This window comes from Halocola ammonii (genome assembly GCF_049334165.1).
GTDB lineage: Bacteria > Bacteroidota > Bacteroidia > Flavobacteriales_D > Sanyastnellaceae > JBEGHD01.
The window spans coordinates 62,203-84,935 of record NZ_JBEGHD010000009.1 but is presented as its reverse complement, the minus strand read 5'-3'; the positions used below and the strand labels follow the sequence as shown (position 1 = coordinate 84,935).

Genomic DNA, 22,733 nt, shown 5'->3' with positions numbered 1-22,733 from the left:
TGTTAAGATACATAAAAGATTGATATCCGAAACGAACGGGAAAGAATTATTTGAGCAAATTATTCTCTCTGCTTTCTTTTACTTTTCGTTCCACGGTATTTGCTCTGTCTACTATGTCGTGAATAATGTCGTCCAACTCGCGAACAGCATTTTCCATGTGTTTCAGGATTTCTGCATTATTTGCCGATTTGATCTGCTGCTTGTCGAGCAGCTTTAGAAGGCCCTGAATATTAACAACAGGATTTCTGACGATATGTGACTGTATATGAGCTATTTCCCTCAGCTTCATGTTCTGGTTCTTCAGTTGTTCTTCAAGTAGTTTGTGGTGTGTTACATTTCGTCCAAAACAACTCACTCCAAAAACTTCGCCCCGGTCATTTCTAAGAGGGTTAAACCTAACCTCTAAATAGCGAAACTCTTCGGTGCTCTGAGACATTTCTTCTTCTCGGATAAATGATTCACCATTTAACCCCTTCTGATACAAACTCTTCCAATGTGCCAGAATATCAGAACCAGGACCTTCTGCGAATTCTTTGAGAACAGTTTCTCCTTCTTGCAATGGAGTGCTCAGCGAATCTTGAAAAACTTCGTTGCCGGCTATCAGTTTCAGGTCTTTATCCACAGCCCAAATTAGATCTGATGTACTGTTGATCACACTGCCGAGAAGTTCTTGTGATCTCTGAATTTCTTCTCTGGCCCTTCTGGATTCGGTAGTGTCTTCGAAATAAACCGAAAGCCCTTCGTTCTTTGGATACACAGAAAAGTAAAACCACTTCTCGAATTGCTCGTGATAAGCTTCAAAAGATTGCTTCTTTTTTTCTTCGAGACCTTTGTTGAAGTGTTCTTTGAAATCGGAGTTTTCCCGGGGAAACACTTCCCACAAGCTTTTGCCCATTAACTTTTCGCCATTCAATCCAGTGTGATCTTCGAATCCCTGATTGATGAATTGAAATCTTCCCTCGCTATCCACGGAGAAAAAACCTTCGGTGATACTTTTTAAGATTTCCTCAATATCTCTAGCGTAGTCTTTGATAGTCTCTTGTGCGCTCCTCACATCAGTGATGTCTGTAAAGATTCCGTGAAGCTCTTTCCGGCTCTGTTGCTCATTGAAGAAAGGCCTTATCCTAAACAGCAGTGACTTTTTAATGCCATTTCTGGAAACAACCCGACACTCAAATCTTCTTTCTTCACCTGTGTCGATAATTTCATGAATTTGATCATCAAACTTCTCCCGGTCTTCAGGAAGCACTATTTCTCGCCAAAGGTTTTGCTTTTGCAAAAATTCTTCAGCTGTATACTGGGTTACCTGATCGCAGCTCTCATTGATGAATAGGAGCGACATGTCGCTGGCATCAACAGAAAACACAACGTCATTCAAGGAGGATAGAATTTGACCAAAATACTTTTTGTATCGGTCGAGCTCCTGATTGTTTTTTACTTCGGAAGTTACGTTTCTTCCAACTCCCTGTATCTCATTTACCTCACCGTTTTCATCAGCAATGCCTATAAATTCCCATTCTGTAAAAATTACTTTTTGGTCGTTGGTAAGCGAACGAAGTGTAAGAAAGTTTACATCGCCTGGAATGTTTTTGCAGTTTACCAGAACGCGTTGAAACACTCTCCAGTCTTCATTGTGGAATATTTCAGAGTAGCCTTTTCCCTGAACGCTAAGATTGTTGTAATTAAAGGTCTTCAGGAATTTTTGGTTACCGAAGATCAGGTTTCCTTTCAGGTCCATTCTAATAAGAAAGGACGATTCGGAATCAATCAGCGAACGGAGGTAATTACTCGTATCGATGAGCTGACTGTTAATAACCTGGCTGTGGCGCTTGGCTTTTTCCATCTCATCGATGTCGATAGCTGTGACCAGCCGCACTTGCTCCGAATCTTTATAAAGCGAATTGGAATAAATGCGCACAAAAAAAACTCTGCCATCTTTGGTTTTATGCTGCCACGGACCACTGTTCTGATAAGCTTTATTCTCGTGCTTTACGTTTGTCAAGAGCTTGCTGACATCTTCCTTAGGCCTTATATCTGCGATGGTCAAATCCTGAAATTCCTTTTGGGTGTAACCATATACCTCAACAGCAGCCTGATTTACTTCTAAAATATTGAGGGTTCGAGGGTCATAAATCCACATTGGGTTTGGATTGCGCTCGAACATGGTTCTGTAAACCGTTTCGGAACTGAGAAGCCGATCGTAAAAATTTCGGATTAAAAAATAAAGTACAATTCCAGTGAGAAGAACATAAAACAGACCCTTGAAAGTTTGGAAATAACTATATGATTTGAAATCTGCGTCCCCGAAAAGCCAATCTGTAAAACTATCACTGAGTAAAATCCATAGAATGCCAAGTACAATGTAAATTAGTGGTATGCGCCAGATGTTTTTAGTCATTTGTTAATGAGTTAGTTTACCAGTGTTAAGCATTAAAGGTAAACCAAATCCGTTATTTGGCAAAAAATGACCTGGGGTTAGATGCAATCCAAAATCGGAGAAACATCCATTCTATAATTCCTCTTTCAGGAATTTACCAGTAAAACTTCCTCTTGCGTTGGCGACTTTTTCAGGCGTGCCTTCTGCGATAATTTTTCCTCCACCTTTTCCACCTTCCGGACCAATATCAACCACGTGATCGGCAACTTTGATGATGTCCATATTGTGTTCAATGACCAGCACAGTATTGCCATTTTCCACCAGCTTGTTGAGCACATTTATGAGCAGCTGAATATCTTCGAAGTGCAGGCCAGTTGTGGGCTCATCCAGAATGTAAATGGTGTTACCAGTGTCGCGTTTGCTGAGTTCCGTGGAGAGCTTGACACGCTGCGCCTCTCCACCGGAAATTGTTGTGCTTTGCTGCCCAAGGGTGATGTAGCCCAGCCCGACTTCATTGAGCGTTTCAACAGTTCTACGGATTTTAGGAATACTCTCGAAAAAGTCGAGTGCCTCTTCAATCGTCATGTTGAGGACATCCGAAATGGATTTACCCTTGTAGCGCACCTCCAGTGTTTCGCGGTTGTAGCGCTTTCCCATGCAGGTTTCGCACTGTACATAAACATCCGGCAAGAAATTCATTTCGATGGTTCTCAATCCTGCTCCCTTGCACGTTTCGCAACGACCGCCTGCAACATTAAAGGAGAACCTTCCCGGTTTGTAGCCTCTGATTTTCGCTTCGGGTAGCTCAGAAAACAGTTTACGGATCTCCGTGAAAACACCGGTGTAGGTTGCCGGATTCGACCGCGGAGTTCGGCCAATTGGGCTTTGGTCAATTTCTATCACCTTGTCGAGATGGTCGAGACCTTTTATGCCCTTATAGGCAAGTGGTTTTTTGACACCCTTGTAAAAATGCCCGTTGAGGATAGGATAGAGGGTTTGGTTGATTAAACTCGACTTGCCACTTCCTGAAACTCCTGTAATGCACGTGAAAGTGCCCAATGGAATTTTTAGCGTAACCTCCTTAAGGTTGTGTCCGCTTGCTTTTTCCAGGGTAAGCTTTTTCCCTGTTCCTTTTCTGCGCTTATTTGGAACCTCAATATTTTTCTTTCCAGAAAGGTAGAGAGATGTCTGCGAACCTTGTGCAGAGTGTTCTTCAGCTGTTCCCTCTGCAACAATTCTTCCGCCATGAACACCTGCTCCAGGGCCAATATCCACGAGGTGGTCGGCTTCGAGCATGATGTCTTTGTCGTGCTCTACAACGATAATGCTGTTGCCGGCATCGCGCAGTGTCTTTAGGGAATTGATGAGCCTGTGGTTGTCGCGTTGGTGAAGTCCGATACTCGGTTCATCTAAAATGTACAAGACTCCTACAAGCTGACTTCCAATCTGCGTGGCGAGTCGAATGCGTTGTGCTTCTCCACCGCTCAGTGTTCTGGCAGATCTGTCGAGGGTGAGATAATCGAGACCGACATCGAGCAAGAAACCAATCCGGCTGCGGATTTCTTTGATAGCTTCTGTCGCGATCTTCTTTTGTCGCTCGCTCAGGTGTTTTTCCACACTCTCGAACCACTCGGCCAAATCGCGAATGTCGAGCTGAGCTAACTCCGAAATATTTTTTTCACCGAGTCTGAAATAGAGTGCCTCTTTTTTCAAGCGGCTGCCTTCGCATTCAGGACAGGTTGTTTTATTCATAAAACTCTCTGCCCAGCGTTTGATGGGTTTTGAATTCGATTCCTCAGCCTGTCTTTCTATGAATGCAATAATTCCTTCAAACTTCACCGAATGGCTATTCACCCCAATGCTTGATTTGATAGTCACCGGTTCATCGGTTCCGTAAAGAAGTGAGTTAATCACTTGTTCATCAATGTCTTTGAGGGGAGTAGTGAGTTTGTAATCGTGTTGGTTCAACAGCGCTTCAACCCGGGTGAAGATCCAGTTGTTTTTATATTCACCGAGCGGTTTAATTCCGCCTTTTTTAATCGACTTGCTCTTATCTGGAATAATTTTCTTTGGATCGATTTCAGCGACTTCACCAAGCCCGTTGCAACTTGGGCAGGCTCCGTAAGGCGAGTTGAAAGAAAATAAGTTTGGCTCTGGCTCGGCATAAGAAATTCCCGTAGTAGGGCACATCAGGTGGAGTGAGTAAAAACGGACGTCATCGTTGTCCATTTCTTGAGTCATCATAATTCCCTTTCCGTGGTCGAGAGCAGTGCGGACTGATTTAGCCAACCTATCTTTTTGGTCCTTTTTCACCTTCACGCGATCAATTACGATTTCGATATCGTGAATTTTATAGCGGTCGACCTTAAAGCCTTTTGTAAGTTCTACGATTTCTCCATCTACACGGGCTCTCAAAAATCCTTTTTTCTGAATTTGCTCGAAGAGCTCTCGGTAGTGACCTTTGCGGCCGCGAACCACTGGAGCAAGCAAAATGAGTTTATCACCTTCGTGATGCTCGATGATTAAATCTGTAATTTGATCCTGGTCGTAGCGAACCATCCGCTCACCAGTTTTGTAGCTGTATGCATCGCTAGCTCTGGCGAAGATCAGTCGCATAAAATCGTAGATCTCGGTGATGGTGCCGACAGTAGATCTTGGATTTTTTGAAATGGTTTTTTGCTCGATCGAAATCACAGGGCTCAACCCATTAATTTGATCTACATCGGGCCGTTCAAGACCTCCCAAAAACTGCCGTGCATAGGCAGAAAAAGTTTCGATGTATCTGCGCTGTCCCTCCGCGTAAATCGTGTCGAAAGCAAGTGACGATTTTCCGCTTCCGCTCAGCCCGGTAAAAACTACCAGTTGATTTCGTGGAATGGTGACATCAATATTTTTTAGGTTGTGAACTCTCGCACCGATTACTTCGATTTTTTCATCAGTGTAAAGTTCGGCTACTTCCTCTGTAGCTTGTGGATTATCTAGAGTTGGAGAATCTTTTTGCTTCGTCATTCGGACACTTTAATTGCCGGTGCAATTTACACCGATAGTGGTGTTCCAACAAATGAAAACGCAAACTGTTGGGCGCAAATCATGAAAGTTGAAGAAGAGCTTTAATTCAGGTTATGCACTGGCTTTTTCAGCCTTGTTGTAGCCCGGAACCAGACGCTTTATTTTGTAGTCGAAGATTCCGTAGAGCACAGTTATCACAGGACTTGCGATATTAAAAATGCAGTAAGGAGCGTAGACGAGGGTTGCAACGCCCAGCACTCCAGCTTGTGCCACACCACAGGTGTTCCACGGAATGATTACACTGGTTACTGTACCCGAATCCTCGAGAGTTCGGCTTAGGTTCTCGGGCGCGAGTCCGCGCTCCCTGTAGGCTTCGGCAAACATTTTTCCTGGAACAACAATCGCCAGGTACTGATCTGAAGCCGTTACGTTGAAGAATACGCAGGTGAAAGCTGTTGATCCAATCAATGACCCTGTGGAGTTTACCAATGCCAGAATTGCTTTTGTGATTCTTCTAAGTAGTCCGGCAGCTTGCATTACACCACCAAAAGTGAGCGCACAGATAATGAGCCAAATGGTGTTCATCATTCCCATCATTCCTCCGGCCGAAAGCAAATCATTTACATTTTCATTCTCTGTTGGAATGTTGGTCTCCATCGCCATCGAATTAATCGTAGCTACGTAAGCGCTTTCAAAATAGCTCCCATCGATTCCCGCGACTTCCCGGATTATATCTGGCTGAAAAATAAACGCGCAAATTGCACCGAGTAAAACACCAGCAAAAAGTGCCGGGATGGCAGGAACTTTCTTGATGATCATAACGATCACGATTGCAGGAACCAAAAATAGCCACAAGTTTATGGTGAACTTACCTTCGATGGCTGCCATCAGGACTTCCACTTGTCCGTCCTGTGCTTTGCTATCGAGATTGAGGCCAACGATGAGAAAGACTATCAAAGCAATTGCAATAGAAGGACCCGTAGTCCACACCATGTAGCGGATGTGTGTGAAGAGATCTGTGCCGGCTACAGCGGGAGCGAGGTTGGTGGTGTCGGAGAGCGGTGACATTTTATCACCGAAGTAGGCTCCGGAAATAATGGCTCCCGCAATCCAGCCTTCGTAAATATCGAGAGCAGTGCCAATGCCTAGTAGTGCTAACCCAACTGTCGCTATCGTACTCCAGGAGCTACCTGTCGCCACAGAAACCAATGCTGAAACAATGCACGCAGCGAAAAGGAAGATGGCGGGAGTGAGAATCTTCAACCCGTAGAAAACCATAGCAGGAATAATCCCACTGATGAGCCAGGTTCCGGCAAGTGCACCAATCAGTAGCAGAATAATGATTGCTCCCATGGCAGAGGTGATGCTATCTACAATTCCATCGTAAATCGCCTTCCAGTTGTAGCCCAGACGTAAACCGATAATGCCACCAGCTAAACCTGCTAAAAGCAGAGCAATTTGATTTGGCCCATAGCTCGAATCTTCACCGTAAAAAACAACATTGTAAGCCAACATGGCCGTCAACAGCGCGATAGGCAACAGCGCCAGTAGAAGGTGGACGCCTCCAGAAACTTTTGGTTTATCTTCCATTCAATTAGCCGGTTTAACAGCCGCTAAAGATAGGAATTCAGTACACTTTTTTGATTCATCAACTGTAGGCCACCAGTCTCTCTGCAATCGATTGAATTTCTGAATCGTGCGACCTTGCAAAATCTTCACCGGCCTCAGCGAGCTTCCTGAGGTTTTCACGACTTCCGTCATCCATGTCTTCGCTGGCTTCTCCCCGGTCGGGGTTCATTCTTACAAAATCTGGTTGATCTTCCGCTTTTAGGGTATCCCATATTTGCTCAAGCTGATAGTTTACGGTTTCAGCATTTCCAGACATCATGATGTCTATGAGCGGCTTTATCCACTGCACCATGCCGTAGTCTTTGGCTTCGCTGTAGAGGTATTTCTGTTTTGTGGATCCTGTTGAAAGCGAAATCATGAACATGTCCTTGGCTCCGGGATGGCTAATAGTGGTGCCATCGGATTTTCTAAAATCCATTGTTCTTGCTTCGGCATAGGCGCAGAGAGATGGGTTGTTTGCAAACACACCCCCGTCTATTAGCGGATAGTATTTCCCGGCAAGCGATTTCACACGTGCACATTCAAAATAGGTGGGAGCAGCGCTGGTTGCTCGAGTTACTTCTCTAACTGGGAAATCATGATCGGTATTCATTTTTGCTCTTTGCTGACGGAAGAAATGCGCATAGCGATCACGGATGTTGTAAGCTGTGATCACGCACGGTTTGAGTAATTCGCTCAGGTTGGTTTCTCCAAAGTACTCTTCCAAACGCTCTTCCAGTTCAGTCGCTGGGTATTTTTCATCGCGAACACCACCGGCAGTTTTGATTTTCTGCCAAACGGAAGTGTGAAAAATTTCATCGCCATAATCGAGATAGAGCTGCACGGCTTCACCTGCAGAAAATTTTGGTTTGCCATCCTCACCCGGAGTCAGGTAGAGACAACTCAAAATGCCTCCGGTGCTGGTTCCAGCGAAGAGGTCAACGTACTCTGAAATTCTCTTTGACTTGTCGCCCGTGATGGATTGGATTTTTTCTTCGATGGCTTTTACAAGCATTCCCGGGAGGATGCCACGAATTCCGCCACCATCAATGGAAAGGATGGTCACTTTCTTTTTCATAGAAGTAAAGGTGTTGTTAAATATTTGTACTTCAGCCGAATATAGGCTAAAAAATCAACTGGAAAAATCTGGCTAGAAGATTTTGGATCTAATTATTCCGCCAGTTTGAAACCATCAAGTCGTAAGGTGAAACCGATAGATGCTCTGATGGCCTGACCTACATTTCGACCATCTAAAGTGTAAGCCGCCTGAAAGAAGCCTCCGATCCATGGATTAATGGGACGGTAGTAGGTTGCGCCTATTTTGGAAAAGGAAACTCCAAAACTTCTAAATGGTTGATCGAAGCCGTCTCGGTAATCGAAGCCACCTTCAGCTTGCTGCCTGTGAAACCAGATATCGAAATAATTTTTTGCTGAGGCGTATCCGATTTTAGCGATCATCGGAAAGGAGGGAGGAGTGGGATCAATTCGCCAGGTGTAGCCGGATTGCAACTGCAGAAACCAACCATTTTGGTGCTGCGCTGAAAAGATCAGCCTGGCAGGAATGGCTTCAGCGTGCTGACCAATGGCAAATGCACTTTCGGTTTCGTAATCAGTAAGTGGTAGGCTATAGCCGGTACCTGCCAGTATTCCGAAATTTATCTTTTCAGTCTGAATTTCAGCCACCTTCAGCCGGATCATTGCTACTCCGTCCTGAAATCCAGACACGCCTGTATTGTTGATATAAGGAGCGCTGAGGATCACGTCTGCCCAATCAGTTATTCCATGTGCCACGTACAAACTCGCACTTTGAATGTCGCGCGTGATGCTGATTTCCTCCGCTCCCCAATACTTGTTGAAATTCTCGTAACTGTAAGAAAGGGAAATGTCGGTGTGACCTTTTCCCTTCATAAATCCATCGATTATTCCCTGTGAAAAAATCGAAGTGGAAAGGGTTAAAGAAAATCCTAGAATGAGAGTTCTGAGCATGTTGAAGGTAATTGGTTCGGAGGCGTTAATTGGAAATACAGCCGATGAGTGCGATTCCCTAATCTTCTTTTTGCTCAATGACAAAAGCTACGCGCTCCGGAGTGAAGCTTACGTTGCTAATTTCTTCTGGGATTCTGACGAGCTCTACCTGAAGTTTACGAACAGACTCGAGATCAACTTCATCCATCGATTGCAACTGAGCTACGAAATCATTTTGAGAAATCTTGTCGTAATCACGCAGCCCCACAGTAAAAGCAACTTCTACAGAGTCTGGAAAAGTTCGAACCCGGTCGCCTTTGGCTATCGAATTTTTCACCTGAATTGGAATGCGAATTTTGCGCTCCGTCAGTTCGTCAATTTGGAAGCTCACCTTTACAGACTTCATCTTGCTGGTAACCAGTGGGTGCTGAGGTGAAAGCGGGACATTTACTGTGTCGGATTTGACGATCCCGGCAATTTGCTCGGTGGCAGTTGTGACCGTTGACAGAGTATCTAGAATTGAAGCTGGACCCATCACTGTGGCGCTATCGGGAGAAACAAATGGACCTCTGGAAACAAAAAACCTCTCCTTGGGAGCTATGTCAACTGCTATTGAAATAGGCACCTTTTTTTCAACGCGTTCGCTCACATTCATCCGAATCGTGTCTGGAGAAATGTTGAGAATTTCTCTGTTTGGACCGAGCTCTTCGTTGAGTTGCTGGCGAAGAGTTCTCGAAAGAAGATATCGCGTGTTGCCATCTTCCGAAGGGTAAGTCTCGTGGAGTTCTATTCGAAGCGTGCTTCTCGACTTCAGATATTTTTCTGCCAGAATTGAAAAACCGACTGCCCTGAACTGGATGTTGATTTGCTCAACGGTCGTGTCTGTGAGCACATAGCCTTCCGGAATTTCGCTGTACTCGACAGGGAAGGAGAGGGAGGTGACCGAATTTTCGGAAAGTTCCATCATCAACCACATGATAGCAGAAAACAGGAGACATGTCCCAAAGACATAATATCTCCTGTCTACTTTCCTCTGTAGAAAAACTTTAGCTTTTCTCTGAAATTTGTGCCTTCCGGTCATAGGCACCAAGTTATTACTTTTTGGTTTGCATGTTTTGCTCGTCTACGCGGCTGTCTGGAGAAACTGCAGATTTTTCCACACGCAGTTTTCCGCCTTCGGTAGCGATCAAAAGATTTGTTTCGTTGATCTCAAGCACTTTTCCGTGAATTCCACCGATGGTTACGATGTGGTCTCCTTTGGAAAGAGCTTCTCTGAATTTCTTCGCTTCTTTCGCTTTTTTCATCTGTGGACGGATCATGAAAAAGTACATGATCAGGATAATTCCTCCGAAAAGGAAAAGCTGGCTCATCCAACCCGATCCCTGATCTCCGCCTGCCTGAAGTAAAATTGTGTTCACTTGATTCATCATTTGTTTTAAAATATCTTATTGCTGTAATTTCTTTTGTTCGTCTGGTCCTACCACGAGTCCTTTCAATTTTAGAATTGTTGTTGAAGGAACGCTATTGGTAATCACCGAAATTGTTTTGCTTGTTTCTCCTGGTCTGCGATTCGAATCAAATTCGATTTCTATCTCACCACTTTCACCGGGAGAAATTGGCTTTTTAGGCCAGCCTTTGGTAGTTGTGCATCCGCACGAAGGGTTCACTTCTGTGATCAGCAGAGGCGACTTGCCTTCGTTTATAAACTTAAACGTGTGCTTTACTTTTTCTCCTTCTATCACAGTTCCAAAATCAAATTCTTTGTTTTCGAACTGGATGGCAGGTGCGCCAGAAACATCCACGCTATCCGATGCAGATTTTTCGAAGAAAATCATGTCAGTAGTGACTTCATCCTTCTTTTCTTCTTTGCAAGAAAAAAGTGCTGCAGAGGCCATAAAAGCAAGCGAAATGGTTAAAAGATGCTTTCTCATTCTACTAGTCCTCTTCCGGTTTTCTTAATGGCTCCTTCGTCTTTCAGCTTCGCAAAAAGCTTATCCAAAACTCCGTTTAAGAATCCGTGGCTCTTTGGCGTGCTGTAGTATTTCGACAGCTCGATGTATTCGTTGAGTGTTACTTTCAAAGGAATGTTCTTGAAAGTGATCGCCTCTGCAATGGCCATCTTCATCAGGATGATATCCATGATGGCAATGCGGTCGAGCTCCCAGTTTTTGGTGAATTCGTCAATCATTTTCGAATACTCCTCACCGTGAACGATCGAGTTTCTAAAGAGCTTGGTTACAAACTCTTTTTCGTCCTCTTTCCAAAGTGGAAGCAACTCCAGGTCGTCTGACTTCTCATCGATAGACTTGATGGTTTTGATCACCATGGACGCTACCAAGTCGAGGTCGTCATTCCAGAAAATGCTCTTTTCTTCGAACCAGTCCTGAAGCATTTCGAAATTCACCAGGTGCTTCTTGAAAAAGCGAATCAGGTAAATTCTGTCGTGGTGAAAACCGCGCTCAGAGCTTTCCATGTACTCTTTGTACTCGTCAGTTTCAATAAGCGTTCTGAACTCCTTCTTGATCAGGTCAGGGTTTTCGCTCCAGTTGATTTTTTCACTCTCTGCAGCTTTCTTAAGCGTTTTGCTGTTGGCCAAAACACGCAACGGAGCATTGGTGACAAAACGAGTGTTTGGATGAAGGTCTTCCTCAGAAGGGAGACGCTTGTTTTTTCCGGCTTCGATTTTTTCAATTGCCGCTCCCTGCATTTCTACAATGAGAAGCAAAAGATAGAGATACATATGGTACATCTTCTCGATGCCGTGAAACATCTCGTTCTCGGTCTTTTTCATGTCCTTGTCTACCGACTGGTAGTAGGCGTAGAGCGATTGGAGAACTTTTATTCTTAAATGACGTCTATTCAGCATTTCTTAATTAATGACTCTGTTGGTGTGTACTTAAAAAATGATTTTTAGTAGGACAACTTTACGTTGGACATTTTTGCGATTCTCTCCTCAGCAAATTTGTTGGCTGCGAGATAAGTTGGAATGTTTTCTTCCTTCGATTTGTTAAAAATGTCGAGCGTTGTGTTGTAAATATTTTCAGTTTGGCTCATTGCAGCTTCTCTGTTGTAGCCTATCACTTCCCAGAAACAGTTGATGATTCCACCAGCGTTTACAAGGTAATCAGGAGCGTAGATGATGCCTTTGTCCATTACGGCCTTACCGTGCTTTTCTTCGTTGGCCAATTGGTTGTTTGCCGCACCGGCAATGATGCTACACTTCATTTTAGCGAGTGTTTCGTCATTCACTGTAGCTCCAAGTGCACAAGGGCTGTAGATGTCCATTTCCTGTTCGAAAACTTCATCGACACCAATTACTTCAACTCCTTTGTATTTTTTGGCGACTGCCTTGAGGCGATCTTCAAAAATGTCTGTGATTTTGATCACGGCTCCTTCGTTGGCAAGGTGCTCCACGAGGTATTCACCAACGTGTCCAACTCCCTGAACCACTACAGTTTTTCCCTGCAGGCTGTCGTTGCCGAACTGCTGTTTCGCAGCGGCTTTCATTCCCATGTAAACTCCATAAGCTGTCACAGGCGATGGGTCACCACTTCCGCCCATGTACTCGGGAAGTCCGGCTACACTCTCAGTTTCCATGGCTACGTATTCCATGTCTTTTGTAGATATGCCCACATCTTCAGCGGTGATGTATTTTCCTCCAAGGCTATCGACAAACTTTCCAAACCTTCTGAAAAGTGCTTCACTTTTGTCTGTTCTGGAGTTACCGATGATCACGGCTTTTCCACCTCCGAGGTTGAGTCCTGCGAGCGAAGACTTGTAGGTCATTCCTCGTGAAAGACGAAGTACATCAGTTAGAGCTTCAGCTTCAGAGGCGTAATTCCACATGCGGGTGCCTCCCAAACTTGGGCCTAAAACGGTGTTGTGAACTGCGATAATTGCTTTTAATCCTGTTGCCTGATCCTGGCAGAAGAGAACTTGCTCGTGATTCTGGGCGAGCATTTGACCGATGACTGAAGCGCTTGAGTTTTCCACTTCACTGATATCTTTAACGTCAATCATTTCCTAGCAAAATTTGTATGAGATAGAACTTTTTATTGCGGTGCAAAAGTATAATTTTTTTCTGTCCCGAGAGTTACTCTAGTCAAGGGAATTGACAACAGTCTTTCACTAGATTTGTCGAACAATTTAAGGCTTTAAATGCTTTGAATTTTCAGCTTATGACAGAAAACCTCCAAAATCGCAATAAATCAAACAACCGGTTGCCGTCCATTTTGGCTATTGCATGTCTCTTTTCTTTCTTGCTTTTTGGCTGCGAAAAAGAAATAGATGTGGATCTTCCAGATGTGGAAAGCCGCATTGTAGTGGATGGTCAGATAGAAAACGGCAAGGCTCCCATTGTACTTTTGACAAGAAGTCAGGGCTACTTTGAACCTACTGATCTGCAGGCGTTGCAGGAAATCTTTATTCAGGGAGCGAAGGTTAGTGTTTCGCACAATGGGCAAACTGACACGCTGGTTGAAGTTTGCAGTAGCAGTTTGCCACCAGAGTTGCTGGAGCAACTGTCGGAGCAGACGGGTTTTTCACCCGAAGCTCTTCAGCAAATCGATATCTGTGGGTACACTTCATTTACGCTCATTGGCGAGACCAACACGGTTTACGATCTCAAAGTGGAAGTAGAGGACGAGGTGTTGACATCTTCCACCAAAATCAACAAAATTGTTGAGCTCGATAGCTTGTGGTTTGAGATCGCTGGAGAGGCAGATTCACTTGGATTTCTTTGGGCTAAAATTACGGACCCCGATACTTTAGGAAATGCCTACCGCTGGTTTGCGAAGCGAATCAACGACTATCCTTCCTGGAGCGAAAATGCGGGAGAACAAAAAGACCAGTCGTTTATCGCACCGATTGGCTCGGCTTACGATGATCAGTTTTACAATGGTCTTAGTTTCGAGTTTGCCTACTATCGTGGTGTTGCTCCAAACTCCAACAAGGAGGACGATCAAAATGAAGAGCGCGGCTACTACAAATTAGGCGACACGGTGGCTGTTCGCGGATGTCACATCGATCGCGGTGTGTTTAGGTTTGTGCAATCATTTGAAACCAATGTTTCTCAAGCAGGCAGCCCATTTGCTTCTCCGGCTAACGTGGATTCCAACATCGAAGGAGGTCTTGGAGTGTGGGCAGGTTATGCGGCTTACTATGATACTCTGGCATGCTTTCCGCAGTGAAAGTGGAAATAATTAAATTCGCCTCTAAACACAGATGGATTATTGAATTAGTTCCAATTGTTTATTTCAAACATTACTTTTCACGCATCTCTCGACTCCGCTCGAGAATCGGCCAACGCGCAAATGCCGGTTGTCGAGCGGAGTCGATACAAGTGGAGGGCAATTTGAATCAGGAACTACTCAATAGTCTAAAATCACAATCATCAAGATGAAAAGAACACTTTCAACCATCGCCTTTATAACGGTTTTCACTTTTGCGGCTCAGGCGCAAAAAGCGGTGACTTCTACAATTGAAGACGTCACTGTTTTTCTGAATAGTGCACAAGTTCACCGCCAGGCAGGGACAAGTCTGAAGCCCGGAGAAAATGAAATCGTTTTCAAGGGACTTCCAGCACAGCTAATGGATCAGTCGGTACAGGTAAAAGGCAACAGCGACTTCACCATTTTATCAGTGAAGACGAAAGTGAATTACCTCAGTGAGCAAGAGTTTCCGACCCACATCAAAAACAAGCAGGACAGCCTGAAAGACCTACAGTTTAAATTGTCGATGCGTCAAAGCCTGGAGCAGGTTTATCGCTCTGAACGCGAGATGATCATGGCCAACAAAAACGTGAAGGGCGACCAATCGCTCCTAGTTGAAGACCTGGAAGAAGCTGCAGATTATTTTAGAGAGCGACTTACGGAAATCGAGTATAAGCTGCTCGAGCTAAACGAAGATCAGAAGGAGATCAACAAAGAAGTTCAAAACCTGCAGCGCGAGCTGAACAACTTGATGGGCCGATTCAACAGAAACACCAAAGAAGTAACTGTAAAGCTCGATGCGAAATCATCGGTGAACACACGAATCGATTTGACTTACGTGGTAAGTGGTGCAAGATGGATTCCGAGCTATGATATTCGCTCCGAAGATGTGAACAGCCCGGTGAAGCTGTCTTACAAAGCTCGTGTGCAACAGAGCACCGGAGTGGACTGGGAAAATGTGGACCTCACACTTTCTACAGGAAACCCAACCATCGGAGGACAAAAACCGGAGTTGAACCCGTGGTATCTTTATGTTTTTGATCCGGAAAAATATGGTACGAATACTCGCTCCGAGATAATGTATTCTAGGGCTAAAGCCGAAACAGATCAGGAAGCACTAGAGGATGTACCAGCAGTTCCGGATTTGCAGACAGGTAATGGGCAACCCATGGAGGTATCCCAAACCGAATCTCTGGTTGCTACAGAATTCAAAATCTCGGTTCCTTACACCATTCCTTCCGACAATCAGTTTTACGATGTGGCCATGAAGGAAATATCGATGGACGCCAACTACAAGTACTTCACGGTACCGAAATTGGATGACGATGCGTTTCTCGTAGCGGAAATCACCGATTGGCAGCAGTACAGTTTGCTCCCGGGTCAGTCGAACATCTACTACCAGGGAACTTACGTTGGCAATGCTTTCATCGACCCAGCTGTGACTTCGGACACGCTGGCGCTGAGCATGGGTCGCGATGAGTCTGTTGTCGTGGAGCGCAAGTCCATCAAGGACTTTAGCAAAACTCAATTTTTGGGTGGAAAGAAAGAGACAACTCGTTCATACGAGATCACTATCGTGAACAACAAGAGCAAAGCAATTGAAATTCAACTCGTAGACCAAATTCCACTGACGAGAACAGCTGAAGTGGAAATCACAACTGAAGAGCTCAGTGGAGGAAAAGTAGATGCAGAAACTGGCGAAGTTACCTGGAAGATAAATCTGGAGCCTGGAGAAAAAGCCAAACGGACACTTCGCTTCACCGTTAAGTATCCGAAGAAGAAAAGTATTGGGAATTTGTAGTAATTCCGCACAAAGCGAAAAACCCCGGATCGCTGGCGATCCGGGGTTTTTTATGAACTATTGTTTTTAAATCTTTTACTGCTTCATCAGCTTCCTGCTGTACACTTCATCGCCCATCATCACCTGAAGGAAGTAGTTCCCGTTGGCTTGTTCTGAGATGTCGATTACGTTTTCGTAGCTACCATCAAACTCAGGTACGAGCTCTCTGAAAACGATTTTACCATTTTGACTGAAAACCAAGACTTCCAGGTTCTCTCCACTTTTTGAAGTTTGGAAAGCGAGACGAAGTCGGCCGTCAGTAGGGTTGGGGAAGAGTTCGATAGATTCAAGTTCGAGCGTGCTTTCCTTGAAAAGTTTTTTGTCTCCAGAGTTGGCGTTCACTTTTTCAACGTCTTCGTCAGTGATTTTCATCACCTCGATAGTCATTTCAACCTCTACGCGTTCCATTTCGCGGTCGAGCTCTTCCATTTCTCTGTCGAGCTGCTCCATCTCTCTTTCGAAATTCTGCATCTCCCGATTGTACTCTTCCATTTGCTTCTGAATTTCGAATCGCAGCTCTTCCATATTCATCGTATCGGAGTCAAACTGAAACTCGTAGCTGTAGGCTCCGTCTTCATCGCGCCCCAAAAAATCGCGGTGCATGCGGTAGTTCTTAGCTTTTGCAAAAGCTCTCTTTCCCATGGCTCCTTCGAGGTTCATTGTTTGTCCTTCTCGTTCTATTTCCAGGGTCACATTTTCTTGCGGTTTTGTCTCACCAATCAAGTCTGCCAGTAGATCAAAGTCATTCACTTCGTTGTCATTGAAGGAAAGAATCACATCGCCCGACTGAAGTCCCATTGCTTCGGCAGCACTTTCAGAAATCACGGTTCCAACGGTTACACCTTTTTCTCGTTTCTGGCCCGGAGTAATTCCGAGGAAAGGCAGATCTTTTTCTTTCCAAAACTCTGGTGCTTCGGCACTGTCGGGAGTGAAAATGTGGATTTCCGGAATCTCGGGAGCTTCGGGAATTTCGGGCATCTCGAAATGGAAAGCTCGTGGTGGGTGAGGTGGTTTGCCAGGCTCACCGCTGTGAAATCTCTTTGAGAAAAACTCCATCGGCTTTTCACCAAGGTCAATTTTTTCTTTTGAAGTCTTTCCGTCACGCTCGTATTTGATCCTGATTTTGTCGCCTGGTTCCTTGCTGCCAATAGCTTCGGTTACATCTTCAATCGTGTTCACTTCCTCACCGTCAATTTCCAGGATGATGTCACCAGCTCTCAGGTCAGATTTTTCTGCAGCTGTGTTTTCAATGATCTTAGAAATCATCACGCCTTTTCCGGGTTCGCTTTTCACTTCCTTGAGCATCACTCCGAGGAAGGGCTTTTTCTGAGGCATTTCAAAATCGTCTCCAAGGAATAGATTCATCTGCTGGATTTCCTCACCGCCTTTGATTTTCACGATGTTGATCTCGTAAGTTTCACCGTCCTCGACATTCGAAAACTCCTGCCAGATATCTGTTTCGGCTAAAACGGACTCGAGGTCCTGACCTTCTTTGATTTCAATTTCGCGCGTGATGGTTTCTACCTCACCGTTGCGATTTTTGATGATTGAGATTTTGGCTTTTGACTGGGAAAATACACTGGCAGAACAAAGTAGCATGCCGATGATTAATCCCACGGCTGGGAAAAATGACCTGGTTATCATTGTTGTTGATTTTAATTGGCTACGGTAAAAGTACTAACGGACCTGTGGTAACTGGTGTTAATTATCACGAAAGAATGTTAATCCTCAAGTGTTTCCGGCTCTTTGTCCCTAAAGAAATCAAGTGTTGAGAGCTTAATGAGGTGAACAGAATCGTAGTAAAAGTGCAAGATTTCGCGATAGGTGTAGTCGAGCTGAGACATGCGCATGGCGCCTTCCTGGCAAAGTCCAACTCCGTGGCCAAACCCTTTGCCGGTAAGTTCGATTGAGTCTTTTTTGGTCTCCAGGGTGAAAAAGGCCGAGGGTAAATTCCAGTCGCTTCTAACGCGCTTCATCGGGATTTCATAGCTCTCGTACTCGAGATAGTTTTCGCGAGAACCCGGCAGCGGCTGGCGAGAGAGGAGAGGTGCCGCACTTTCTTCACGGGCATGTTTCTTCATGTAACTTTCCCACTCCGAAATTTCGATTTGTTTTTCCCAAATCGCATGCGGCATGGTCAGGCAAAATGTGTCTTGCCGGCCGGTGAGATAGGGAAGTGGCTTGCTCCAAACGTGCTCTGAGTTAATAGTGTGGCCTCCACAATTGGAGTGAAAAGCAGCAGTGACAAGATTGATGTCGCTGTCCACCAAAACGTAGCCGTGAGTGGCATCTGCAGCTTTTTGAATGTCGGGATTGAAGCGCGCTTTTCCGTGGTAAACCTGGCAGTGAACCTGGTCGCAGAGTTCGAAGCCCTCGTCTTCATGCTTACGAATATTCGACAGAGCGTAGGTTCGGCAAATAATCGACTGCACCTTGTAGTACTCCAGATTTTGTTCTCTTCCAGACTCAGACTCGACAACACCTGCAGTGTATTTTTCGATATCAATCATGTTGATCATCTGCGTGTAACCGTTTTTCTTGGTCCACTTAAGACTTCCCTCATAGATATGCTCTTTTAGAGAATTATCATCTGGCTTGATACGGAGTTCGCTTTTGTAACTCCGCGCAATCAGGTGAATCGCATTCAGGTTTTTGAAAACTTGCTCATCGACCTTGACAGAAGCACCACTGGTTTTCCACTGAATAAACAGGCTGCTCGAAGTGTCGATCATCGTAAGCTGACGCTGATCACCAAAAAGGGTGTAGGTTCCGTTTTCAATTTTTATCCACGCGGCTTTGGGTTCATGGCCATAGTAGATTCCCACATCAAGTGTTTGTGACTGCAAAACAGCTGGGAGAACGATTGCTAAAACCAGAATGATATGGGGGAATTTGAACTTCACGGTGTGCTAAAATAACGCAATGAAAAAGCGCTTAGTGATCAGCCTTTTAGAGTTTTCAACATCAGGCTGGCAGTTTTTTCAGATGCTCCTGATCCTCCCAGTTTTTCTCTCAGAGCTGCGTAATCTGCTTCGATTTGCGACTTCCTGCTTTCATCGTTAAGCAGTAGATTCAATTCCTTTCTAATCTTTTTCACGGTAAGATCCGACTGAATCAGCTCTTTCACCACCTCGCGGTCCATGATCAGGTTTACCAGAGAGATAAACTTGATTTTCACAAGCATCCGGGCGATGGCGTAGGAGACAGGACTTCCTTTGTAGCAAACAACTTCCGGCAGACCGAAAAGGGCAGCTTCCAGAGTGGCCGTTCCCGAAGTCACAAGGCCCGCCTTTGCGTACTTAAACAGATCGTAAGTTTTGCCGAAAAGCAGATGAACATCGCTGTGCTTTGCCGACCAGGTGTGATAAAACTCTGCATCCTGAGAAGGAGCTCCGGCAATTACAAACTGATATTCAGGAAAATGCTTATTCACGTTGAGCATGATCGGCAGCATCCGCTTTATTTCTTGTTTCCTGCTCCCCGGTAGCAGAGCAATGATCGGCTTCTCGTTCAGGCTGTTTTCTCTGCAGAAATTCAAGCTGGCCTCTTCCGATGGTTCTTTCCATTCAATCACATCGAGTAAGGGGTGCCCGACAAACTCCACCTTGTAGTCATACTCTTCATAAAAAGCTTGCTCGAAAGGAAGGATGACGTACATCTTGTCCACCACCTTTTTGATCTTGTGAACTCTGGATTTTTTCCACGCCCACACTTGTGGAGAGATGTAGTAGAGAACCGGAATCTCGAGAGATTTCACGTGTTCGGCAATTCGAAGATTAAATCCCGGATAGTCGATCATGATCACCGCATCGGGATTCCACTCTTCAATATCAGCTTTGCAAAATTTTATGTTACCTAGGATGGTCTTTAGATTCAGAAGAACCTCTGAAAAACCCATGAAAGCCAGGTCGCGGTAGTGCTTCACGAGTTGCGCTCCCTGCTCTTCCATCATGTCGCCACCCCACGCACGAAACTCACTGTCGGGCTGTTGCTTTTTCAGCTCCCTGATGAGATTTGCACCGTGGAGGTCTCCAGATGCCTCGCCTGCGATCACGTAAAATTTCATACTAAAGGAAAAGGTAAATGAGGGTGACAATCACGAGCACAAAGAACATTAAAATCATTCCTCTTCCTGCCTTGTACATTTCTTTTTTGAGCAGGTAGAAGAAGAGCGGAATATTGACTACTTGACACAGCGCCAGGATCTTTGTGGTGTAGTCTTGTCGAGGAAACACATCTGTGAAAAAGTAGGAGAAGCTGAGGTACTTGTAGGAAGTGAAAATAAGCGCAACGATGAGCAGGCCTACTACCGTTCCCAAAATATTGAGGACCACTCCCACGAGCATGTGATCTTTGATGTTGTTCATTCCAGTTTGATTTTACAGGTTCCAGGTATTGAGGTTTGCCATGGCGTGATGTGCCGTAAGGTCGTAGTGAACAGGAACGATCGAAACGTAATTGTGTTGTAGCGCCCATTCATCGGTGTCTTCACCCTTGTCTCTGTTTTCAAAAACACCTTTGAGCCAATAGTAGGGCTTTCCACCTGGGTCGAGGCGTTCGTCAAAAGCATCTTTCCAAAATGCCTTAGCCTGGCGGCAGACTTTCACACCTTTAATCTTTTCCTTCTTAACGTTCGGGATATTTACGTTGAGGCAGGCACCTTCGGGAAATTCGTTTTCCAGACTTTGCTGAACTATTTTTCTAGCGTAGTGGGCCGCTGCCTCGAAGTCGGCATCGGGGCTGTGGTCGAGCAGAGAAAAACCAATACTTGGAATGTCTTCGACAGCACCCTCCAGGGCAGCTGACATCGTTCCCGAATAAATCACATTGATTGAGCTGTTGGCTCCGTGGTTGATTCCAGAAACTACCAGGTCCGGAGTTCTGTCTTTCAAAACACTGTAGATAGCCAGCTTCACGCAGTCCACGGGCGTTCCGCTGCAAGCGTAAGCCTTGCTGGCGCCTTCGTATTTCACTGCTTCCAGTCGGAGCGGGTGATGCAAGGTGACAGCGTGACCCATTCCAGATTGTGGTTTGTCTGGCGCCACCACCAGCACCTCTCCAAGGTCGCTCACGGCACTTACCAGTGCTCGAATTCCACCAGCGTAAACGCCATCATCGTTTGTGACTAAAATCAGTGGTTTCTTTGCTGCCATTAAAATAATTTTGTGCAAACATACAGGAATGCCGCGATGAACAGAAGCCCGAAGTTTTTAATTTTAATAGAACAAAACAGCATAAAAATGTGCTCTCTACGTTTATCAACAAACCTACCCAAGAGGAAATGAAATTTCATCAGTCGACATTTTCTTTTTTCACACTCTTTTTTACAATCGTTTTGAGTTTCTCCGGTTTCGCACAAAAAGAGGATACGACTTCGATCCTTGCCGGATTTTCACTGCGTCAGGTTGATAATCACATTCAAATCAATTTTGCTATTAAGGGTGGTTCGTCATGCAATGGCGTAGAGTTGGAAAGGAGCAAAAATGGGCTTGACTTTGAAGTGATCAACTTTATCCCGGGCATTTGTGGCGGTACAGACAAAACCGAATATTACACGCTTTCGGACAATCAGCCTTTAGCGAATCAGGAAAATCATTATCGACTACAGCTTGGGCAACAGGAGCGCACATTTGTGCTCACGATTCGGTTTGTGCCGCTGGAAGACGGTTATCGCGTTTTTCCCAATCCGGCTTCTCAATTTACTTTGATTCGGTTCAATAATCCACAAGAGCTGCAGCACGAACTTTACATTTTTGATGCACGAGGTCTAATTGTCGAAAAAGCCTCAAATATCACCTCAAGTGAAGTTTACCTCAATTTGCAGAACTATTCTCCCGGAAAATATTTTTTCACGCTGGCTGCGCAAAATGGAAATGGAGTGAAAGGGAAGTTCATTGTAACTTCGCAGCATGATTGACCAGATTGAAATTTCACTTAGTCCCAGGGAAAGAGGTTTCCACCTAATCACGGACGAAATTGAAAGCCAACTTGAGCTTCCCGAGAAAGGCATTCTGCAGGTTTTTATAAAACACACCTCGGCAGGACTCACGATCAACGAAAATGCAGATCCTTCGGTGAGAGGAGACTTCAATACTTTCTTTAATGATTTTGTTCCCGAAGACTACCCAAAATTTGAGCACACCATGGAAGGACCGGACGACATGCCGGCTCACATTAAATCTAGTTTGGTTGGAAGCTCGGTGTCTGTGCCGATTACGAATCACCGACTAAACCTCGGCACCTGGCAAGGAATTTATCTCTGTGAATTTAGAAACAGAGGAGGGAGCAGGAAAGTTGTGGTGACAGTTTTGTCGTGAATTACCGTAATCACTGCCATTTCAGAACTTCAGTTTTTGGAATTCATTATCTTTGATAAAGTTGGATAAAGAAGGTTTGGATTTTAAACCACTGAAGAATGTAACTTCCAATTATGCGTACAATCACGATTGACATATTGAATGAAAAAGCAATAAAGCTGCTCAAAGAGCTTGAGCAATTAAGCCTTATTCGTGTTCGTGGAAGCAAGAAGGGAAAGGATGAATCGATGGGCATAGATTGGAAAAAGTTCAAAGGGGCGATGACTAAGCAGTCCCAGGTTGAAATTGATAAACAGATGGAAGATCTTCGCAACGAATGGGATTGAAATTTCTTTAGGACAAAATCAACGTCATTTATTTTATTTGACAGTTCCGCCCTCATGCTTAGCTACTTTGTCCATGGAGTA

Annotated in this window: 20 protein-coding genes; 5 read left to right on the top strand and 15 right to left on the bottom strand. The window is 44.8% G+C overall.

The genetic code is table 11. The features are described from left to right. Window positions 1-46 precede the first annotated feature (46 nt). From ABHV44_RS10560 to ABHV44_RS10515, 10 genes are all read right to left on the bottom strand, one after another. Window positions 47-2,398, bottom strand: a complete 2,352-nt coding sequence (locus tag ABHV44_RS10560; RefSeq protein WP_459074654.1) for a PAS domain S-box protein — start codon at window positions 2,396-2,398, stop codon at window positions 47-49. 111 nt (window positions 2,399-2,509) lie between these two features. After that, window positions 2,510-5,386, bottom strand: a complete 2,877-nt coding sequence (gene uvrA / locus ABHV44_RS10555; RefSeq protein WP_459074653.1) for an excinuclease ABC subunit UvrA — start codon at window positions 5,384-5,386, stop codon at window positions 2,510-2,512. A gap of 111 nt (window positions 5,387-5,497) precedes the next feature. After that, the gene (nhaC, locus tag ABHV44_RS10550; protein ID WP_459074652.1) at window positions 5,498-6,976 is read right to left on the bottom strand and encodes a Na+/H+ antiporter NhaC; all 1,479 of its coding nucleotides are present in this window, start codon (window positions 6,974-6,976) and stop codon (window positions 5,498-5,500) included. 58 nt (window positions 6,977-7,034) lie between these two features. Further along, on the bottom strand, window positions 7,035-8,072 hold the full coding sequence (locus tag ABHV44_RS10545) for a patatin-like phospholipase family protein (protein ID WP_459074651.1): 1,038 nt from the start codon (window positions 8,070-8,072) through the stop codon (window positions 7,035-7,037). 92 nt (window positions 8,073-8,164) lie between these two features. Then, window positions 8,165-8,980 (bottom strand): hypothetical protein, encoded by an 816-nt coding sequence (locus ABHV44_RS10540; protein WP_459074650.1) that lies wholly within the window; start codon window positions 8,978-8,980, stop codon window positions 8,165-8,167. Window positions 8,981-9,038: 58 nt separating this feature from the next. Continuing rightward, complete coding sequence (locus ABHV44_RS10535; RefSeq protein WP_459074649.1) at window positions 9,039-9,926, bottom strand: CdaR family protein; 888 nt, start codon at window positions 9,924-9,926, stop codon at window positions 9,039-9,041. A gap of 127 nt (window positions 9,927-10,053) precedes the next feature. Continuing rightward, window positions 10,054-10,389: a preprotein translocase subunit YajC gene (gene yajC, locus ABHV44_RS10530; protein WP_459074648.1), complete on the bottom strand. Its 336-nt coding sequence runs from the start codon at window positions 10,387-10,389 to the stop codon at window positions 10,054-10,056. A 15-nt stretch (window positions 10,390-10,404) separates the two neighbouring features. Continuing rightward, entirely contained in the window at window positions 10,405-10,890 is a 486-nt protein-coding gene (locus ABHV44_RS10525; RefSeq protein WP_459074647.1) for a DUF1573 domain-containing protein, read from the bottom strand. Next, window positions 10,887-11,825 carry a transcription antitermination factor NusB gene (nusB, locus tag ABHV44_RS10520; protein ID WP_459074646.1) on the bottom strand — a complete coding sequence of 313 codons (939 nt, stop codon included), beginning with the start codon at window positions 11,823-11,825 and terminating at the stop codon, window positions 10,887-10,889. The genes ABHV44_RS10525 and nusB overlap by 4 nt, the downstream gene beginning before the upstream one ends. 44 nt (window positions 11,826-11,869) lie before the next feature. Then, window positions 11,870-12,979 (bottom strand): Glu/Leu/Phe/Val dehydrogenase dimerization domain-containing protein, encoded by a 1,110-nt coding sequence (locus tag ABHV44_RS10515; protein WP_459074645.1) that lies wholly within the window; start codon window positions 12,977-12,979, stop codon window positions 11,870-11,872. Window positions 12,980-13,137: 158 nt separating this feature from the next. Here ABHV44_RS10515 and ABHV44_RS10510 point away from each other — a divergent pair, with 158 nt between their 5' ends. Then, window positions 13,138-14,148, top strand: coding sequence for a DUF4249 family protein (locus tag ABHV44_RS10510; RefSeq protein WP_459074644.1), 1,011 nt, complete (start codon window positions 13,138-13,140; stop codon window positions 14,146-14,148). A gap of 208 nt (window positions 14,149-14,356) precedes the next feature. After that, window positions 14,357-15,970, top strand: a complete 1,614-nt coding sequence (locus ABHV44_RS10505) for a DUF4139 domain-containing protein (RefSeq protein ID WP_459074643.1) — start codon at window positions 14,357-14,359, stop codon at window positions 15,968-15,970. A gap of 75 nt (window positions 15,971-16,045) precedes the next feature. Here the strand turns inward: ABHV44_RS10505 and ABHV44_RS10500 are convergent, their stop codons facing one another. From ABHV44_RS10500 to surE, 5 genes are all read right to left on the bottom strand, one after another. Next, window positions 16,046-17,653, bottom strand: coding sequence for a PDZ domain-containing protein (locus tag ABHV44_RS10500; protein WP_459074642.1), 1,608 nt, complete (start codon window positions 17,651-17,653; stop codon window positions 16,046-16,048). Window positions 17,654-17,730: 77 nt separating this feature from the next. After that, a complete protein-coding gene (locus ABHV44_RS10495) occupies window positions 17,731-18,912 on the bottom strand; it encodes a SpoIID/LytB domain-containing protein (protein WP_459074641.1) in 1,182 nt (393 codons plus the stop codon). Between the two features lie 38 nt (window positions 18,913-18,950). Then, the gene (lpxB, locus tag ABHV44_RS10490; protein WP_459074640.1) at window positions 18,951-20,075 is read right to left on the bottom strand and encodes a lipid-A-disaccharide synthase; all 1,125 of its coding nucleotides are present in this window, start codon (window positions 20,073-20,075) and stop codon (window positions 18,951-18,953) included. Window position 20,076: 1 nt separating this feature from the next. Then, window positions 20,077-20,376, bottom strand: coding sequence for a hypothetical protein (locus ABHV44_RS10485; protein WP_459074639.1), 300 nt, complete (start codon window positions 20,374-20,376; stop codon window positions 20,077-20,079). Window positions 20,377-20,388: 12 nt separating this feature from the next. Continuing rightward, window positions 20,389-21,162: a 5'/3'-nucleotidase SurE gene (surE, locus tag ABHV44_RS10480; RefSeq protein ID WP_459074638.1), complete on the bottom strand. Its 774-nt coding sequence runs from the start codon at window positions 21,160-21,162 to the stop codon at window positions 20,389-20,391. Window positions 21,163-21,290: 128 nt separating this feature from the next. Between surE and ABHV44_RS10475 the strand changes: the two genes are divergently transcribed. The 3 genes from ABHV44_RS10475 (at window position 21,291) to ABHV44_RS10465 (ending at window position 22,652) form a co-directional block, all read left to right on the top strand. Then, window positions 21,291-21,926 (top strand): T9SS type A sorting domain-containing protein, encoded by a 636-nt coding sequence (locus ABHV44_RS10475; RefSeq protein WP_459074637.1) that lies wholly within the window; start codon window positions 21,291-21,293, stop codon window positions 21,924-21,926. Then, window positions 21,919-22,326 (top strand): secondary thiamine-phosphate synthase enzyme YjbQ, encoded by a 408-nt coding sequence (locus ABHV44_RS10470; RefSeq protein WP_459074636.1) that lies wholly within the window; start codon window positions 21,919-21,921, stop codon window positions 22,324-22,326. Before ABHV44_RS10475 ends, ABHV44_RS10470 begins: the two co-directional genes overlap by 8 nt. A 113-nt stretch (window positions 22,327-22,439) precedes the next feature. Continuing rightward, a complete protein-coding gene (locus tag ABHV44_RS10465; RefSeq protein ID WP_459074635.1) occupies window positions 22,440-22,652 on the top strand; it encodes a hypothetical protein in 213 nt (70 codons plus the stop codon). The last annotated feature ends 81 nt before the right edge of the window (window positions 22,653-22,733 follow it).

Excerpts from the sequence above, each read along its gene's own strand:
- ABHV44_RS10560 (WP_459074654.1), bottom strand. The coding sequence starts at position 2,398 with ATGACTAAAAACATCTGGCGCATACCACTAATTTACATTGTACTTGGC.
- uvrA (WP_459074653.1), bottom strand. The coding sequence starts at position 5,386 with ATGACGAAGCAAAAAGATTCTCCAACTCTAGATAATCCACAAGCTACA.
- nhaC (WP_459074652.1), bottom strand. The coding sequence starts at position 6,976 with ATGGAAGATAAACCAAAAGTTTCTGGAGGCGTCCACCTTCTACTGGCG.
- ABHV44_RS10545 (WP_459074651.1), bottom strand. The coding sequence starts at position 8,072 with ATGAAAAAGAAAGTGACCATCCTTTCCATTGATGGTGGCGGAATTCGT.
- ABHV44_RS10540 (WP_459074650.1), bottom strand. The coding sequence starts at position 8,980 with ATGCTCAGAACTCTCATTCTAGGATTTTCTTTAACCCTTTCCACTTCG.
- ABHV44_RS10535 (WP_459074649.1), bottom strand. The coding sequence starts at position 9,926 with ATGATGGAACTTTCCGAAAATTCGGTCACCTCCCTCTCCTTCCCTGTC.
- yajC (WP_459074648.1), bottom strand. The coding sequence starts at position 10,389 with ATGATGAATCAAGTGAACACAATTTTACTTCAGGCAGGCGGAGATCAG.
- ABHV44_RS10525 (WP_459074647.1), bottom strand. The coding sequence starts at position 10,890 with ATGAGAAAGCATCTTTTAACCATTTCGCTTGCTTTTATGGCCTCTGCA.
- nusB (WP_459074646.1), bottom strand. The coding sequence starts at position 11,825 with ATGCTGAATAGACGTCATTTAAGAATAAAAGTTCTCCAATCGCTCTAC.
- ABHV44_RS10515 (WP_459074645.1), bottom strand. The coding sequence starts at position 12,979 with ATGATTGACGTTAAAGATATCAGTGAAGTGGAAAACTCAAGCGCTTCA.
- ABHV44_RS10510 (WP_459074644.1), top strand. The coding sequence starts at position 13,138 with ATGACAGAAAACCTCCAAAATCGCAATAAATCAAACAACCGGTTGCCG.
- ABHV44_RS10505 (WP_459074643.1), top strand. The coding sequence starts at position 14,357 with ATGAAAAGAACACTTTCAACCATCGCCTTTATAACGGTTTTCACTTTT.
- ABHV44_RS10500 (WP_459074642.1), bottom strand. The coding sequence starts at position 17,653 with ATGATAACCAGGTCATTTTTCCCAGCCGTGGGATTAATCATCGGCATG.
- lpxB (WP_459074640.1), bottom strand. The coding sequence starts at position 20,075 with ATGAAATTTTACGTGATCGCAGGCGAGGCATCTGGAGACCTCCACGGT.
- ABHV44_RS10485 (WP_459074639.1), bottom strand. The coding sequence starts at position 20,376 with ATGAACAACATCAAAGATCACATGCTCGTGGGAGTGGTCCTCAATATT.
- surE (WP_459074638.1), bottom strand. The coding sequence starts at position 21,162 with ATGGCAGCAAAGAAACCACTGATTTTAGTCACAAACGATGATGGCGTT.
- ABHV44_RS10475 (WP_459074637.1), top strand. The coding sequence starts at position 21,291 with ATGAAATTTCATCAGTCGACATTTTCTTTTTTCACACTCTTTTTTACA.
- ABHV44_RS10470 (WP_459074636.1), top strand. The coding sequence starts at position 21,919 with ATGATTGACCAGATTGAAATTTCACTTAGTCCCAGGGAAAGAGGTTTC.
- ABHV44_RS10465 (WP_459074635.1), top strand. The coding sequence starts at position 22,440 with ATGCGTACAATCACGATTGACATATTGAATGAAAAAGCAATAAAGCTG.